The sequence below is a fragment of the Pedobacter sp. CAN_A7 genome (assembly GCF_015752175.1).
Lineage (GTDB): Bacteria > Bacteroidota > Bacteroidia > Sphingobacteriales > Sphingobacteriaceae > Pedobacter.
The window spans coordinates 206,361-221,880 of sequence record NZ_JADOUW010000004.1 but is presented as its reverse complement, the minus strand read 5'-3'; the positions used below and the strand labels follow the sequence as shown (position 1 = coordinate 221,880).

General features: G+C 35.2%; 14 protein-coding genes. All 14 read left to right on the top strand.

Annotation, left to right across the window (positions count from 1 at the left end; genetic code table 11):
- The first annotated feature begins 6 nt into the window (after positions 1-6).
- The 14 genes from IWX76_RS15720 to IWX76_RS15655 all read left to right on the top strand — a co-directional run bounded on the left by IWX76_RS15720 (position 7) and on the right by IWX76_RS15655 (position 15,487).
- Positions 7-861 carry an NAD-dependent epimerase/dehydratase family protein gene (locus IWX76_RS15720; protein ID WP_196860979.1) on the top strand — a complete coding sequence of 285 codons (855 nt, stop codon included), beginning with the start codon at positions 7-9 and terminating at the stop codon, positions 859-861.
- Positions 840-1,817, top strand: a complete 978-nt coding sequence (locus IWX76_RS15715) for an ATP-grasp domain-containing protein (RefSeq protein ID WP_196860978.1) — start codon at positions 840-842, stop codon at positions 1,815-1,817. Before IWX76_RS15720 ends, IWX76_RS15715 begins: the two co-directional genes overlap by 22 nt.
- Positions 1,818-1,821: 4 nt before the next feature.
- Positions 1,822-2,472, top strand: a complete 651-nt coding sequence (locus IWX76_RS15710) for an HAD family hydrolase (RefSeq protein WP_196860977.1) — start codon at positions 1,822-1,824, stop codon at positions 2,470-2,472.
- Positions 2,472-3,104 (top strand): acetyltransferase, encoded by a 633-nt coding sequence (locus tag IWX76_RS15705; RefSeq protein ID WP_196860976.1) that lies wholly within the window; start codon positions 2,472-2,474, stop codon positions 3,102-3,104. Before IWX76_RS15710 ends, IWX76_RS15705 begins: the two co-directional genes overlap by 1 nt.
- Before the next feature lie 10 nt (positions 3,105-3,114).
- Positions 3,115-4,251 (top strand): dTDP-4-amino-4,6-dideoxygalactose transaminase, encoded by a 1,137-nt coding sequence (rffA, locus tag IWX76_RS15700; RefSeq protein WP_196860975.1) that lies wholly within the window; start codon positions 3,115-3,117, stop codon positions 4,249-4,251.
- Positions 4,238-5,680, top strand: a complete 1,443-nt coding sequence (locus IWX76_RS15695; protein WP_196860974.1) for an MOP flippase family protein — start codon at positions 4,238-4,240, stop codon at positions 5,678-5,680. The genes rffA and IWX76_RS15695 overlap by 14 nt, the downstream gene beginning before the upstream one ends.
- Positions 5,681-5,698: 18 nt before the next feature.
- The gene (locus tag IWX76_RS15690) at positions 5,699-6,826 is read left to right on the top strand and encodes a TDP-N-acetylfucosamine:lipid II N-acetylfucosaminyltransferase (RefSeq protein WP_196860973.1); all 1,128 of its coding nucleotides are present in this window, start codon (positions 5,699-5,701) and stop codon (positions 6,824-6,826) included.
- 65 nt (positions 6,827-6,891) lie between these two features.
- A complete protein-coding gene (gene pseB, locus IWX76_RS15685; protein WP_196860972.1) occupies positions 6,892-7,908 on the top strand; it encodes a UDP-N-acetylglucosamine 4,6-dehydratase (inverting) in 1,017 nt (338 codons plus the stop codon).
- The gene (pseC, locus tag IWX76_RS15680; protein WP_196860971.1) at positions 7,908-9,095 is read left to right on the top strand and encodes a UDP-4-amino-4,6-dideoxy-N-acetyl-beta-L-altrosamine transaminase; all 1,188 of its coding nucleotides are present in this window, start codon (positions 7,908-7,910) and stop codon (positions 9,093-9,095) included. Before pseB ends, pseC begins: the two co-directional genes overlap by 1 nt.
- Complete coding sequence (gene pseF, locus IWX76_RS15675; RefSeq protein ID WP_196860970.1) at positions 9,088-9,771, top strand: pseudaminic acid cytidylyltransferase; 684 nt, start codon at positions 9,088-9,090, stop codon at positions 9,769-9,771. The genes pseC and pseF overlap by 8 nt, the downstream gene beginning before the upstream one ends.
- Positions 9,768-11,216 carry a UDP-2,4-diacetamido-2,4,6-trideoxy-beta-L-altropyranose hydrolase gene (gene pseG / locus IWX76_RS15670; RefSeq protein WP_196860969.1) on the top strand — a complete coding sequence of 483 codons (1,449 nt, stop codon included), beginning with the start codon at positions 9,768-9,770 and terminating at the stop codon, positions 11,214-11,216. The genes pseF and pseG overlap by 4 nt, the downstream gene beginning before the upstream one ends.
- Positions 11,197-12,234 (top strand): pseudaminic acid synthase, encoded by a 1,038-nt coding sequence (pseI, locus tag IWX76_RS15665; RefSeq protein ID WP_196860968.1) that lies wholly within the window; start codon positions 11,197-11,199, stop codon positions 12,232-12,234. Before pseG ends, pseI begins: the two co-directional genes overlap by 20 nt.
- Positions 12,235-12,320: 86 nt before the next feature.
- Positions 12,321-13,091, top strand: a complete 771-nt coding sequence (locus tag IWX76_RS15660; RefSeq protein WP_196860967.1) for a polysaccharide biosynthesis/export family protein — start codon at positions 12,321-12,323, stop codon at positions 13,089-13,091.
- A gap of 17 nt (positions 13,092-13,108) precedes the next feature.
- Positions 13,109-15,487: a GumC family protein gene (locus IWX76_RS15655; RefSeq protein WP_196860966.1), complete on the top strand. Its 2,379-nt coding sequence runs from the start codon at positions 13,109-13,111 to the stop codon at positions 15,485-15,487.
- Positions 15,488-15,520 lie beyond the last annotated feature (33 nt).

Sequence of the window (15,520 nt, the reverse complement as noted above, 5' to 3'; positions counted from 1 at the left end):
TAGGCAATGTCAAAAAACGAAATTTTAATTGTAGGTATAAATAGCTTCCTTGGCAAAGCCGTCTATGACCATGTCAAAGCAGATGGTGTAATAATCGGGGTTTATCATGTGAACAAAGACAATATACCTGAAGGGATAGCTTCAGTAAAAGTGGATAAGATTTCAAACTTGAAAGGTAAAGCGTTTGGGGTAATATATTTAGTGAGTGCTTATATACCCAATTCGATTGAGGAAGATGACGAAAAGTTAATAGCTGCTAACATTTTACTGCCTAAAAAGTTAAGTGAGTTTTTTCCTGCTTCAAGAATTGTTTTTTGTTCAAGTGTTTCTGTTTATCAGAATTATAGCTCCAAGGATGTTTTATCAATGGATGATGTGCCAAAACCTAACACGAAATATGCACTTAGTAAATTATGGGCAGAGCAGATCATCAGCCGCCACAAGTCATATGCAATACTTCGTATTTCGTCAATGTATGGGGTGGGGATGAAGACAAATACGTTCCTACCGCGAATAATAAAAGATTTAATTTTGAATCAGCGTATTCTGCTGTATGGAAATGGGTTGCGGTTCCAAAATTATATACATGTCAATGACGTGGCTAAAATTATGATTAAGGCCGGTCAACTGCAGAAAAATGTTTCTATGCTAGCCGTTGATGACTATTCTTATACAAATAAAGATATTGCCCAAATGATGTTGAAATATTTACCTGGTACTGTCGAATATACAGGTGAAGATCATTCTACATCTTATAAATATAACAATAAGCTTACTCACGATACATTAGGTGGGATTGAACTTACAAATATCAAGTATGGTATTATAAAATTAATAGAATGGATAAGAAAAGAATATTAGTAACTGGAATAGGCGGTAATGTTGGACAGGGTATTATCAGAAATATACGGTCTTTAGGATATCCAATAGAAATAATTGGGTGTAACACACTGGCGTTTTCAGCAGGTAACCATTTGTGTGATAAATTTTACGAGGTTCCGTTCGCCTACACAGATAACTATATTACGACCATTAGAAATATCGTAATTGATGAAGACATAGATTTAATTATACCTTCAACGGATTATGAGGTCTATTACTTATCTCAGTATAAAGATGAAATTCCATGTAAATTGGCAGTATCTGATCAAGATACTGCAGAAATATATTTAGATAAGTATAAGACATACTTACATCATAAACAATTTGATATACCATTTGCCCCAGCCTTTCTTCCTTCTACTTATGATGGGTCTTTCTCAGATTACATTGTTAAGCCTAGAGAAGGTCGTGGATCTAGGGGAATACATATAAATCCGGAGTCTCTAATTGGTTTTAACGATGATTATATGATTCAGCAACTTATAACAGGAACTGAAATAACCACTGCGTTTTACGTGAACAAAAAAAACGAGTTACATGGTTTTATTAATTTAAAAAGGCAATTAGACAATGGCGCTACTAATGAATGTTATGTTGACCAGCAAAATAATGTAGAATTAGAAAAAATTCTGACAAAAATAATAAACCATTCTAAAATTTCTGGTAGTGCTAATTTGCAGTCAATCTTGACAGATGAAGGGCAAATAATTCCTTTTGAAATTAATTGTCGTATTTCAGGTACAAACTCTATAAGGTCTAACTTTGGTTTTGAAGATGTCAAATATACTTTGCAGGAATTTCTATATGAGGAACCTATATCAAAACCTGAAATAATAGAAGGTGTGGCAATAAGAATAATGATGGATGTAATTTATAAGAATCAGAATGACAAAAATATGCTTCTAGACAATTCATCACCAAGTTTTATTTTTTAATTGTATGCAAACGAAATATAAAGTTCTTCTATTGGATGCAGCAAATACGATCATCCATAAACCTGATTTCTGGGTTAAGTTTGTAAGTGTGTTAGATAGGAATGGGATTGATGTTGATTTGTTAGAGCTGAAACAAAAACATAAACTTATTTCTGAAATTGTTCATTTCCCTGATCGTACATCTAAGGATTTTTATCATTCATTTAATTCACAAGTTTTACTTGCGCTAGGTATTGTACCAAGCGATCAATTATTAGATAACATTCATAGTGAATGCACCTACTTACCTTGGACTGCCTTTGATGATACGAAATCACTTTATGATATTAAACTTCGCAGAGCAATTCTCTCCAACTTTAATAGTTCCATTAAAGATAAAATTTGTGACCTGTTTGGAAATGAGTTATTTGATCAAATTATAGGTTCTGAAGAACATGGGATTGGTAAACCTAACTTAGAATTTTATAAACGTGCATTAGATATACTGGAGGTGCAACCGGATCAAATATTGTATATCGGTGACTCGTTAAAACTAGATGTTATTCCTGCTCAATCGCTTGGTATCGATTCGTGGTTGATTGATAGAGACAACAATTATAAAAGTTTTAAGAATAGAATTACAACTTTAGCGGAAATAGCTAACATTCTGAACTAATGAAAAAAATAGCGATAATTGGATCGGGAGATTTGGGTCAACAAATTGTTAACCATATGGTCCAGGACAATCAATATGATGTCGTTGGGTTCTTTGACGATTTCAAAAATGCATCTGAAAAGGTAAATGCCATATCTGTATTAGGCGGAGTTGAGGATATACAACATGTATTTGATACAGGGGGATTTGATGAACTTATTATTGGAGTCGGTTATAAGCATTTAACCTTTAGAAAGGAGTTGTTTGACCGTTTTGTTGGTAAAATCCCTTTCGGGCGTTTTATTCACTCGACTTGTATAATAGACAATTCAAGTAACATAGGTGAGGGGGTAGTAGTATATCCAGGTTGTATTATCGATTATAAAGTTAATATAGAGCCAAATGTGTTAATTAATGTGGGGTGTTGTATTGCACATGACACAACTATTGGTAAGCACTCTTTTCTTTCGCCTCGTGTTGCTATTGCTGGTTTTGTAACCATTGGCAACGAATGTGTTATTGGAATAAACGCGACTGTGATAGATAATATAAGCATTACGTCAAACACACAAATCGGTGGTGGCGGTGTTGTTATTAAAAATATTTTAAATCGTGGGTTATATGTAGGTAACCCAGTGAAGTTCATTAGATAAAAAAAAATACATGATACCTTTTAATAAGCCATATTTATCTGGCAATGAAACTGAATATATTAAATTGGCAGTCGAATCTGGTAAGATTTCTGGTGATGGGGTTTATACTAAAAAGTGCCACGAATTCTTTGAGAATAGATTTGGCTTTAAAAAAGTTCTGTTAACTACATCCTGTACTGACGCATTGGAGATGGCTGCGATTTTAATTAATATTGTGCCCGGTGATGAGGTGATTATACCTTCCTATACATTCGTCAGTACGGTTAATGCGTTTGTTCTTCGTGGTGCTAAGGTGGTGTTTGCCGACAGTGAGGCTACTAATCCTAATATAGACGCTGATAAAATTGAATCACTTATCACACCAAAGACAAGGGCAATAGTTCCAGTTCATTATGCTGGTGTTGCATGTGATATGGATAAAATTATGGAAATAGCTGAGCGACATAATCTTTTTGTTGTTGAGGATGCAGCGCAGGCTATTGATAGTTATTATAAAGGGCGGCCCTTAGGCAGTATAGGGCATTTAGCTGCTTTCTCTTTTCATGAAACTAAAAATATAATTTCAGGCGAAGGCGGTATGTTGGTGATCAATGATGACCAATTTATGGAGCGTGCGGAAGTTATTAGAGAAAAAGGAACTAATCGTTCTGCTTTTTTCAGAGGTGAAGTGGATAAATATGGTTGGGTAGATATAGGTTCATCCTTTTTGCCATCTGATATTATTGCTGCTTATTTATTCGCACAGTTAGAAAGTTTAGAAAGAATCCAACAAAGAAGGAAAGATATTTGGAATCGATATGACGAGAAATTTAAACAAGCTGGTTTAGAAAACTATATTTCGACTCCCTTTACTCCAGAATATGCCACAAATAATGGTCATATGTATTACTTGGTTACTAAAGGACTCACAGAAAGGTCTAATTTAATTGCTGATTGTAAATTAAAAAATATTCATCCTGTTTTTCATTATTTATCATTACATAAAAGCCCCTATTATTCAGAAATTTATAAGGGTATAGAACTGCCAAATTCTGATTTTTATACCGATGCATTAGTGAGATTACCATTGTACTATTCCTTGACTGATAGTGAACAGGATTTAATCATAGAAACGATTATTAACTCGTTAAGCTTTGGTATCGATTAAGAAAGTAATACTTAACGGACTTTTCTGGTCCATTTTAAATCAATTTAGCGTTATCATTGTCGGTTTGGTTATTACTGGCTTTCTTGCCAGGTTGATATCGCCATCTGAATTTGGTATACTAGGAATGGTATCACTATCTACGGGATTTTTAAATGTGCTTAAGGATTTTGGATTTGGTGCTGCTTTAATTCAAAAAAAAACAGTAACAGATGAAGAATACAGCACCGTATTTTGGTTTAATTTAATTATAGGAGCATTTTTAGCATTGGTGGTATTCTTCGCTGCACCACTGTTGGGTCAATTTTTCAAGGAAGAAAAGGTAGTATCGGTATCCAGGGTTTTGTCATTTACATTTGTAATTAACTCTTTAGGTATTGTATGGAATAATCGATTAGTAAAAGACGTAGCTTTTAAGCAAATTTTTTACCGGACTTTCTTATCTACTATAATAAGTGGCATAATTGGCGTATTTCTTGCGTTCAAGGGCTATGGTATTTGGGCGCTTGTAGCACAAATGTATATGTCATTGATAATAAACACAATACTTAACTATTTGAGGGTAAGGTGGCTGCCTCAATTTGTATTTAGCAGAAACCACCTAAAAGAGTTATGGAATTTTGGTTTACCCTTATTAGGTGACCAGATTATAAATTATTGGGTAAGAAATATTGACAATATTCTAATAGGCAGGGTATTAGGTAAAGATTCTTTAGCGTTTTATAATAAAGGATATAGCCTAATGTTGTTGCCTGTAAGACAACTCACAGGTACTTTAACTAAAGTGTTGTTCCCATCCTTTTCAATGATTCAGGACGATAAAGGACAGATCGGTAATATCTATTTGAAAATGTCAAGTGTCATTGCGTTCATTGCTTTCCCATTAATGATCTGTTTATCTATGCTGGCAGAGCCTTTAATACTAATTGTATATGGAGAAAATTGGAAACAGGTTATACCAATATTTCAGGTGCTAAGTATACTAGGCATGTTTCAAGCTTTAGGGTCATTAAGTGGAAACATTTACCTGTCCTTGGGTGAAACCAAGTTGATGTTCAAGATTGGCTTATTTTCTCGTGCAGTAATGATTTTTGGGATCGTGTGTGGCTTATATGCTGGTGGGATTATGGGATTAGTATATGGGTATTGCATTGCATCGGGACTTGCCTTTCTTCCAGAATTGTACTTTATTGGAAAATTACTAAATATCAGTTTGAAGAGAATTTTATTAAATTTCTTGCCATATCTTATGCTTGCTGCTTTGACTTTTGTTGTCATACGTATCACTACTACTCAGATGAATTTAGGGTTACTCGTTGATTTCATTTTAAAAATAGTGTGTTTTTCAGTTCTTTATTTGATTTTGAATTTTATGCTCAAAACCAAGGCGTTATCAGACCTTTTATTGTTAGTCCGGAAGAAACAGAAATAATTTTATTTTAGAAAGAAAATGCAATTAAAGAAAATTGTTAACATCATGCGTGATGATAAGTTTTTAGATTACTATATAGCTATGTCAGAGCGGTTTATTCCAAATGAAACTTCGTATGTCATATTTAAGGATACAGATGAATTGGTGCATATAAAAAATAAAACTGTACCCCTGATTATTCTTAAAGAATCTAGCGATAATTTTGATGAACTTGTAGCCAGTTTGTCAAAAACAAATGTAATTGTATTTCATAGCTTTAATGAAAGATGGTTTAATTTTATTAGGTCCATTCCTAAAGGTTTGAAAAAAGTTTGGTTGTTCTGGGGTTTTGAAGGTTATGCTGCTTTACCCAAACCTACGTTTCCAAGTATGAGTGTAAAAATTGCTAAGTATGAAAACAATTTCTCAGGAAATGTAAGATTTCTTTATAGCTGCTTTAGACGTATCTTTATAAATAAAAACCATTTGGAGGCGCGTGAAATAATCAACGTAATGGATTATTGTGCCACTTGGGTGGATGCAGATCATGCACTAGCAAAAACAATAAATCCTTATTTGAAAAATTTATCTTTCAATTATTATACTAAAGAATTAATGGATTTTGAGAGTTTTGACGTTCAACGTTTAAACCGAAATAAATTATTATTAGGCAATTCTGCGGACCCTTCAAATAACCATATAGATGCCTTGCAATTTTTACATAAAAATAAATTCAAAGGTATTATATATTGTCCGCTATCTTATGGTGGCACGAAGTTATATAGAGAATATATATGCAAGTTAGGGAATAAGTATTTTGGGTCAAACTTTAAACCTTTAGTGGAGTTTATGCCATTAAACGAATATCAATTAATAGTAAACGAATGTGGTATAGTTTGGATGAACCATAAAAGACAGCAAGCTGCCGGTAATCTTTTATTCTCATTTCTAGCAAAAAAAATAGTTGTTCTGAATTCTGTCAGTCCATTAATTGATACATTTGACAAGTGGAATTTAAAACATTTTAATAGAAATAATTTTGAAATGGCTAATAGTAACCTAGAAGCTGACTTGGAAAAAAATAGAAAAATCATTTTAGAAAGAATCACAATTGATCAGAATGAAACCTTCTTTAGGTCCATTGAAAAGTTGGCTTTAGGTAAATAATGAATTTCACGTATACTTTGATATCTTTATAATTGTCAATTTAACCACATAATTAAATACATACTATGTTAAATCTAAGTGAAAAATCACTTTTGATAACGGGAGGAACTGGATCTTTAGGGAAAGCCTTAACCTCTCACATATTGAAAAACAGTCCAGAGATAAAACGTTTAGTTATATTTTCTAGAGACGAGCAAAAGCAATTTCAAATGGCGCAGGAGTATCCTGCTGATCAGTATCCGCAGCTTAGGTTTTTTATTGGTGATGTTAGGGATAAAGAAAGATTAATTAGGGCTATGAATGGTATAGATTATGTGATTCATGCCGCTGCTATGAAACACGTACCTATTGCAGAATATAATCCAGATGAATGTATTAAAACTAATATTGGTGGAGCACAGAATGTTGTCGACGCCTGCCTCCAAACAAATGTTGAACGAGTAGTTGCATTATCAACAGATAAGGCTTGTGCACCTATCAATTTATATGGCGCAACAAAACTTACTTCTGATAAATTATTTGTCGCTGCTAACAATATAAAGGGTAGTAAAGAAATCCGCTTTTCAGTGGTGAGATACGGAAACGTTATGGGATCGAATGGCTCGGTTATCCCATTTTTCCTTAACAAAAAAAAGGAAGGAAAACTTCCGATAACAGATGTTAACATGACACGATTCAATATATCTCTTGATGGTGGGGTGGAGATGGTCATGCATGCTTTAGAACATGCCTGGGGTGGTGAGATTTTTATTCCAAAAATCTTATCCTACAGAATTACAGATGTGGCTACAGCAATTGGGCCAAACTGTGAGCAAGTAGTTGTTGGTATCAGGCCAGGTGAAAAAGTACATGAGGAAATGATTACACCTTCTGATTCTTTTTACACTTACGATTTAGGGAAGTATTACACTATTCTGCCCGCAACACATACTTGGAAACTAAACGATTTTAAAGCAAGGTTTAATGCCAAGTTAGTGGAGCCAGGTTTTGCATATAATTCTGGTGACAATACAGAATGGGAAACAGTAGAAAGCTTAAGAAATCTAATTAAAGAACACGTAGATTCAAGTTTCGTACTATAATGGAAAACAAAGCTATTCCATATGGCCGTCAAAACATTACCGATGAAGACATTCAAGCGGTAATTGCTACATTGACGTCAGATTATTTAACACAAGGGCCAAAAATTGTTGAATTTGAGGCTGCTTTTGCAAAATATATAGGTAGTAAGTATGCTGTTGCAGTCGCAAATGGTACTGCTGCACTGCACCTAAGTACTTTGGCATTGAACGTTAAGCCAGGGGATAAGGTAATTACCACACCAATAACATTTGCAGCATCTGCAAATTGCGTGCGCTATTGCGGTGGCGAAGTGGTTTTCGCAGATATAGATCCAACTACTTATTTACTGGATATTAGATCGGTGGAGAAACTATTAGCTTCGGCGGAAAAGGGAACCTTTCAAGGTATTATTCCAGTAGATTTCGGTGGCCGTGCAGTAGATCTTCAAGCGTTTAGAAAGCTTGCGGATGATTATGGATTATGGATCATTGAGGATGCTTGCCATGCACCAGGAGGCTATTTTATTGATAATAATAAACAGCAGCAACGCTGTGGAAATGGTGAATATGCTGAATTAGCTATATTTTCGTTCCATCCTGTCAAACATATTGCTTGTGGTGAAGGAGGAATGATTACTACGAACGACAAAGCTCTTTATCAGAAATTGCTTCAATTGCGGACACACGGGATTACCAAAGTGGAAGATGAATATACTAACAGTATTCAATTTGCTGGCGGTACAGATAGCTATCCAAATTGGTATATGGAAATGCAAACCTTGGGATATAATTACCGTTTGACTGATTTTCAAGCTGCCTTAGGCTTAAGTCAGTTGAACAGAGCTGATGATGGCATTATCAAGAGAAGAGGCATAGCTGCAACATATGAACAGGCATTCGAAGGGAAGAGTTTTTTAAAAGGCCAATCGAAGGTTGTTGAGGGCCATGCTTATCACTTATACATTTTAGAAGTGGCAGATCGTCTGGGATTATATAACCATTTGCGAAACCATCATATTTTTGCTCAAATCCACTATATTCCGTGTCATTTAATGCCTTACTACAGGTCTTTGGGATGGAAAGAAGGTGACCTTCCACATGCTGAGGAATATTATAGAAACTGTATAAGTTTGCCCATGTTTCCAACGTTAACCGAAGATGAACAGAAATTCGTCATCGAAAAAATAATTGGTTATTATAGTGTCTAAATTAGCAATAATTCCAGCAAGAGGAGGAAGCAAAAGGATTCCAAGAAAGAACATTAAGGATTTTTTGGGGAAACCTATCATCGCTTATTCTATTGAGGCGGCCATAAGCAGCGGCATTTTTGATGAGGTGATGGTTTCTACTGACGATGAGGAAATTGCTGAAATTGCGCGAGCATATGGTGCCAGCGTTCCCTTTATTAGAAGTATTCATAATGCTGACGATCATGCCACAACCATAGCAGTGTTAAAAGAGGTAGAATTAGAGTATCAGAAACGTTTTAGAATGTCATACGAGGCCATTTGCTGCATTTATCCTACGGCACCCTTGTTAAACAGTCAGTCATTAATTGAAGGATACAAGCTCTTAATAGAAAAAGAACTTGATACTGTTTTTCCTGTGACTGCGTTTTCTTATCCAATATGGCGTGCCTTGGAAATTCAGGATGGACGTACGCAAATGATCTGGCCAGAACACCAAAGCAGTCGGTCTCAAGATTTTAAAGCTGCTTATCATGATGCCGGGCAATGGTACTGGTATAAACCCAGACTGATTACCGGGTCGTTATTTACCAACAATACTGGCTCAATAGTTTTGCCCGAAGAAGAAGTACAGGATATAGATTGCTTATCCGACTGGGTCTTGGCAGAATTAAAATATAAGTTGAAGACAACATGAAACCAGCAGTTTACATCCGTGTAGATGGATCATCGTCAATCGGTCTAGGACATCTCGTTAGATGTATCGCATTGGCACAAATGTTAAAGGACATTTTTAATATTACCTTTTTCTGTAAACAATCGCCTGCAAATATTTCGAAAGAGATCGTTGAATTAGGTTTTGGTCTTTTGATGATACATGAGGAAGCGGAATTTTTAACCGCTGTTAATGCTTCCTGCATTGTGGTATTGGATCATTATGACTTGGATTCCGATTACCAAAAAACGATCAAGGCGACTGGGGCTAAATTGTTGTGCATTGATGATTTGAATGATAAAGATTTTTATGCAGATGTCATTCTTAATCATGCTCCTCATGTCGATTCAGGATTATATCACGCACAAATAGGTGCAATATATGCTTTTGGTTTGGACTACGTTTTACTTAGGCCAGTATTTTTAGAGGCTGCAAAGAAAAGTAACCTTAACAGGTCTACATTGGATGTTTTTGTATGTTTTGGCGGCGCTGATCCCAGGAACATTACTCAGGAGGTGGTGAATGTTCTAATAGGGGATAAAAGATTCAGGCGAATTAACATTGTTTTAGGTTCTGCCTATCGATTTTTGGAAACGCTTCAGCCAGCAGTTGAGCGTGATAAAAGATTTCATTTACATCATTCTATTTCGGAAACTGAAATGTGTGATTTAATGTCCGTTTGTGGGTTAGCCATTGTCCCTGCTAGTGGAGTTTTACAAGAAGCACTCGCTACAGGATGTAAGGTGATATCCGGTCTTTATGTTGAAAATCAACAACTGACACATGATAATTATTTAGCGCTCGGCGCATTTATTAGTGCCGGTAGCTTTAAGGGTAGTGACATCAAACGCTCGCTTGATCTTGCAATGGTTCAAGAACAAGTTGAAAATAGATTAATAGATGGGAAATCAGGGATAAGAATATCAAAGCTATTTAAACAGCTATTGGTTGAGGAATCTTTAACTTTAACTAGAGCTAATAAAGGGGACCTCCTCACTACATTCAATTGGGCAAATGATCAAACTATACGGGCATTCTCTTTCAGTAAAGCCAATATACCCCTAGTCGATCACACCAAATGGTATTTAAATAAAATAGCCAGTAAAGACTGCTTCTATTATATTGGCGTTATTGATGGTAAGACCGTTGGATCAATACGATATGACATCACAGAAACAATTGCTTTAATAAGCTATTTAATCGATCCCGCTTATCACAATCAAGGCTTGGGTCTTTTTTTATTAAAACATGGCATATTACATTTATTGAAAGATTCCCCAATTGAAATTTCCAGAGTAGTGGGTATGGTTATGAAAGATAATATTGCATCAGTGAAAGCATTTGAGCGATTAGGGTATAAAAAAACACCTGATAACCAAGGTTATAAATTTTTTAAAGATATTAATTATGAAAATAGGGTCATATAAAATAAATGCTAATAGTCCGGTTTTTATTATAGCTGAATTATCAGCAAATCATAACGGGAGTTTACAAAATGCATTAGATACGATCAAAGCCGCTAAACGTGCCGGTGCGGATTGCATTAAATTGCAGACCTACACCGCAGATACGATTACTATTGATGCCCGTAATGATGATTTTAAACTAGATCAAGGAACGATTTGGGACGGTAAGTACCTACATGACCTATACAAGGAAGCTTATACTCCGTGGGAGTGGCATGAGCAATTGTTTAAGGCTGCAGAAGAGGAGGGGCTTGTGTGTTTTTCATCACCATTTGATTTTTCTTCCGTTGATTTGCTAGAAGATTTAAATACACCTGCATATAAAATTGCATCCTTTGAGATTACAGATATTCCATTAATAGAATACGTGGCATCAAAAGGGAAACCTGTTATTATCTCTACAGGTATTGCTGAAGAAGCAGATATTGAATTGGCATTAGCGGCATGTAAAAAAGTGGGTAACACGAATATTGCGCTGTTGAAATGTACCTCTAGTTATCCAGCCCCTATAAATGAGGCCAATATGATAATGGTGAAGGACTTGGCTGAACGATATGGCGTAATCAGTGGCTTGTCAGATCATACCATTGGAAACACGGTTCCTATAGTTGCTACCTGCTTCGGGGCCAAGATTATTGAAAAGCACTTTATAGTAGACCGTTCCATCGGTGGTCCAGATGCTTCGTTTTCTATGAATGAACAAGAGTTTACTGATATGGTTAAGGCCGTTAGGGAAACTGAAAAAGCAATTGGTGTCATTGACTATAAGTTGACGGAAAAGCAGGCGAAAGGAAAAGAGTTTTCCAGATCCTTGTATATTGTAGCTGATGTTAAAGCTGGTGAAGTGTTTACAGAAGCTAATGTGCGTTCGATTAGGCCTGGCTATGGGTTACATCCTAGATACTACCATGAAATCATAGGGAAAACCGCCAAATCCGATTTGAGAAAAGGTCAGCGGTTTTCATTAGAGTTCATTTAGATGGTTAATTACTGTTTAAAGATCTCCAAAATGTCCTGCTAAATATTATCTTTGTCATGATTAAGTAATACATCGTCTACGACTAAATGAAAAAAATATTTTATTGGGTAATTCTCATACCAATTATACTAAGCTCTTGTACAGCAACGAAGGAGTTGAGGTATTTTAATGATCTTCCAGATAGTAATCGTGTAGAATTACCTCACATGCCACAAGTTGAGCGATATGTACAAGACGGTGATAGGCTGGCCATAATAATAGGGGCTCAAGATCCAGCTGCTGCGGCATTATTTAATACTTATGGTGGCATATCACAAAGTGGTGCTGGTACATCAAATCAGGGAAATTCGGAGACTTCCGGATATTTAGTAGCTCCAGATGGTACAATTGAATTTCCTTATATAGGAAAGGTCGCCGCCTCGGGTTTAACTGCAATGCAATTAAAGGATAGTCTAACCATATTACTTGCTAAATATTTGAAGGATCCGTTAATTAGTGTCAAATTTTTCCAAATAAAATTTACAGTGCTTGGAGAAGTAAGATCGCCTGGAACTTATACACTTCCACTTCAACGCACGACTTTCTTAGATGCTCTTGGAGCTGCTGGTGATCTTCCCACCTCTGCAAAAAGGTACGATATTCAAATTTATAGGGACTATAATGGCAAACGCACAATCTTCAAAGTTGATCTTCGCAAAAAAGATATCCTTTATGACGCGGAACTGTTTCAGGTCAGGCATAACGATGTGATCTATGTGCAACCAAGAGATAGTCGTAGATTTAGTGAAGAGACTCGTTTTTATACTTCAATGATCACTTTAGCTGTAGGGCTCATCGCAATATTTAGTAGGTTTTAAATTAATTACAAATCCGAATGGAAGATCTTTTCGAAGATAATACACAACAGCAGGGAAGCAATTCTTTTGATTTCAATCATTTTCTTTCAAAACTAAAATCAAATTACATTTGGATTATTATGGCGCTGTTAATAGCGTTATGTAGTGCCTTCTTGTATTTAAGATATTCAACATATAAATACCAAATTTCGGGTTATATATTAGTAGGTGGGGCTGAGCTTCAAACTGGTGCAAATGATATTCTAGCAAATGCTGGTCTAATTAACAGTTCTGATAAAAAAGAATCAGCGGTTAGTAATGAGATCTTTATTCTAAAATCAAATAAAATTAATGGACAAGTTGTGGATTCGCTACAATTAGATATTAATGTGATTAGATCTGGAGCGCTAAAAGATCAGCCGATTCTAAATGAAACCCTTCCTGTAGATATTAAAGTTAAGAAGCATAGGCCTAACAAAACTAGTGCGCTATATAAGTTAAATCTGACCAATAATAAGTATATTATTTCTGAGGAAGGAGTACAACGTACTGGTAACTATGGTGTGCCACTTATAATAAATCAAGACACTGTAATAATTAATAGGAAGCCTGGTAAAAATATTTCTAGTGAGGAATATAGCTTGCAATTTGTAAGCCGATTAAATACGCTTAAAAAATATATAAGCCAACTAACGATACAGCCAGTACCTAATGGTGGTGTAGGTCTCTTAAAAATTTCTATTATTGATGAGATGCCTGAGCGTGCTAATCAGTACATCAATGTGCTCATTGATACATATAACCTTTCTTATATAGAATATAAAAGTCAGGCAATAAGAAGGGCATTAGTTTTTTTAGGTGATCGCTTAAAGACGGTAAGTTCCGAACTTAGTCAACAGGAAAACCAAGTTAAGGATTTTAAAGCAGATAATAAGATCTACGATGTCTCAGCAACTGCTACAGAACTATTAGGTAATTTACAAACCCTTGATGTACAAAAAGGTACAAATGATTATCAGGACCAATTGTTAGGCTTGGTAGAAAGTAGTTTAAAGAAGGCATCAAGTGATGATGAAATAGTTGCATCAGCAAATGGCATTCAAGATATTGTATTAGCAGGCCAAGTTGCTGCTTATAATGAGTTAGTTTTTAAAAAGCAAATGATAAAAAATTCTGGAACAAGTGAAGATCCCAGATTAGCCCCTATTAGTGAACAACTGAAAGATATAAAAAATAGTATACTAAAAAATATTGGAAATATAAAAAGGCAATTCGCGGCGCTAGACAACAATGTTAGGACTCAGGAGAATAAAATATCAAATAAATTCCAATCGTTACCTGAGAAAGAAAAACAGTTTGTAGAATTAAGTCGGAAACTAAATATCAAAGAGAGTCAATACATATTTTTACTCCAGAAAAAAGAAGAAACTGAAATACAGTTGGTTTCTTCGGATGGTGCCAGGTCTAGGACGGTCGATGACATTTTAAATGAAGGGCTGGTTGATCCCATACCTTCAAAAGTATATGCCATTTCAGCATTAGTAGGACTATTATTGCCAACGTTAATTATATTTCTTAGGGTTTTTCTTAATCAGAGGATTGAAACTAGAAAAGAAATTGAAAATGGCACGAGTGTTCCAATTTTAGGTGAGCTTGGAATTAGCAATTCAGATCAACCAATAGTGATTTCCGCTAACAATAGAACTGCGATAGCTGAACAATTGCGAGCCATAAGGACTAATCTTTCGTTTATTAGTGCAAACGAAGAACAAAAAGTTTTTCTGGTTACCTCAACAATGAGTGGTGAAGGAAAGAGCTTTCTAAGTTTAAATTTAGGAAATAGCTTAGCCATCAGTAATAAAAAAGTCGCCATTTTAGAGCTTGATTTGAGGAAACCAATGCTTTCCAAAAATTTAGGAATTCATAATAAACTTGGAATTTCTAGTTACTTGGTCCAGAAAACTATTAATCCTACTGATATTATCCAACCCGTTGAGAATTATCCAAATCTTTTTCTGTTGAATTCAGGTCCGATACCCCCTAATCCCGGGGAATTAATTATTAATTCACGCATGGAGGAATTAATGGCCTATTTAAACGCAAATTTCGATTATATAATTTTAGACTTACCACCCATTGGGTTAGTTGCTGATGCCCTGAGTATGGCAAAATTTGCGGATATATCATTGTTTGTGATAAGACCAAATTACTCTTATCGTTCATCATTGCGATTGGTAAACGATTTATATAGAGAAAAGAAATTCCCTAAATTATCTATTGTCTTAAATGGAATTCAGCCACAACAAGGTTATGGTTATGGTTACGGGTATGGTTACGGTGGTTATTATGCGGAAGAAAACCCTGAATCAGATACCTTCGTTAAAAGAATGCTTAAGAAAATAAATATAAATTCTTAGTAAAATCAATTTCCCGCATTTGGGCTGTAAAAT

Coding starts and splice junctions, on each gene's coding strand:
- IWX76_RS15720 (WP_196860979.1), top strand. CDS start 7: ATGTCAAAAAACGAAATTTTAATTGTAGGTATAAATAGCTTCCTTGGC.
- IWX76_RS15715 (WP_196860978.1), top strand. CDS start 840: ATGGATAAGAAAAGAATATTAGTAACTGGAATAGGCGGTAATGTTGGA.
- IWX76_RS15710 (WP_196860977.1), top strand. CDS start 1,822: ATGCAAACGAAATATAAAGTTCTTCTATTGGATGCAGCAAATACGATC.
- IWX76_RS15705 (WP_196860976.1), top strand. CDS start 2,472: ATGAAAAAAATAGCGATAATTGGATCGGGAGATTTGGGTCAACAAATT.
- rffA (WP_196860975.1), top strand. CDS start 3,115: ATGATACCTTTTAATAAGCCATATTTATCTGGCAATGAAACTGAATAT.
- IWX76_RS15690 (WP_196860973.1), top strand. CDS start 5,699: ATGCAATTAAAGAAAATTGTTAACATCATGCGTGATGATAAGTTTTTA.
- pseB (WP_196860972.1), top strand. CDS start 6,892: ATGTTAAATCTAAGTGAAAAATCACTTTTGATAACGGGAGGAACTGGA.
- pseC (WP_196860971.1), top strand. CDS start 7,908: ATGGAAAACAAAGCTATTCCATATGGCCGTCAAAACATTACCGATGAA.
- pseG (WP_196860969.1), top strand. CDS start 9,768: ATGAAACCAGCAGTTTACATCCGTGTAGATGGATCATCGTCAATCGGT.
- pseI (WP_196860968.1), top strand. CDS start 11,197: ATGAAAATAGGGTCATATAAAATAAATGCTAATAGTCCGGTTTTTATT.
- IWX76_RS15660 (WP_196860967.1), top strand. CDS start 12,321: ATGAAAAAAATATTTTATTGGGTAATTCTCATACCAATTATACTAAGC.
- IWX76_RS15655 (WP_196860966.1), top strand. CDS start 13,109: ATGGAAGATCTTTTCGAAGATAATACACAACAGCAGGGAAGCAATTCT.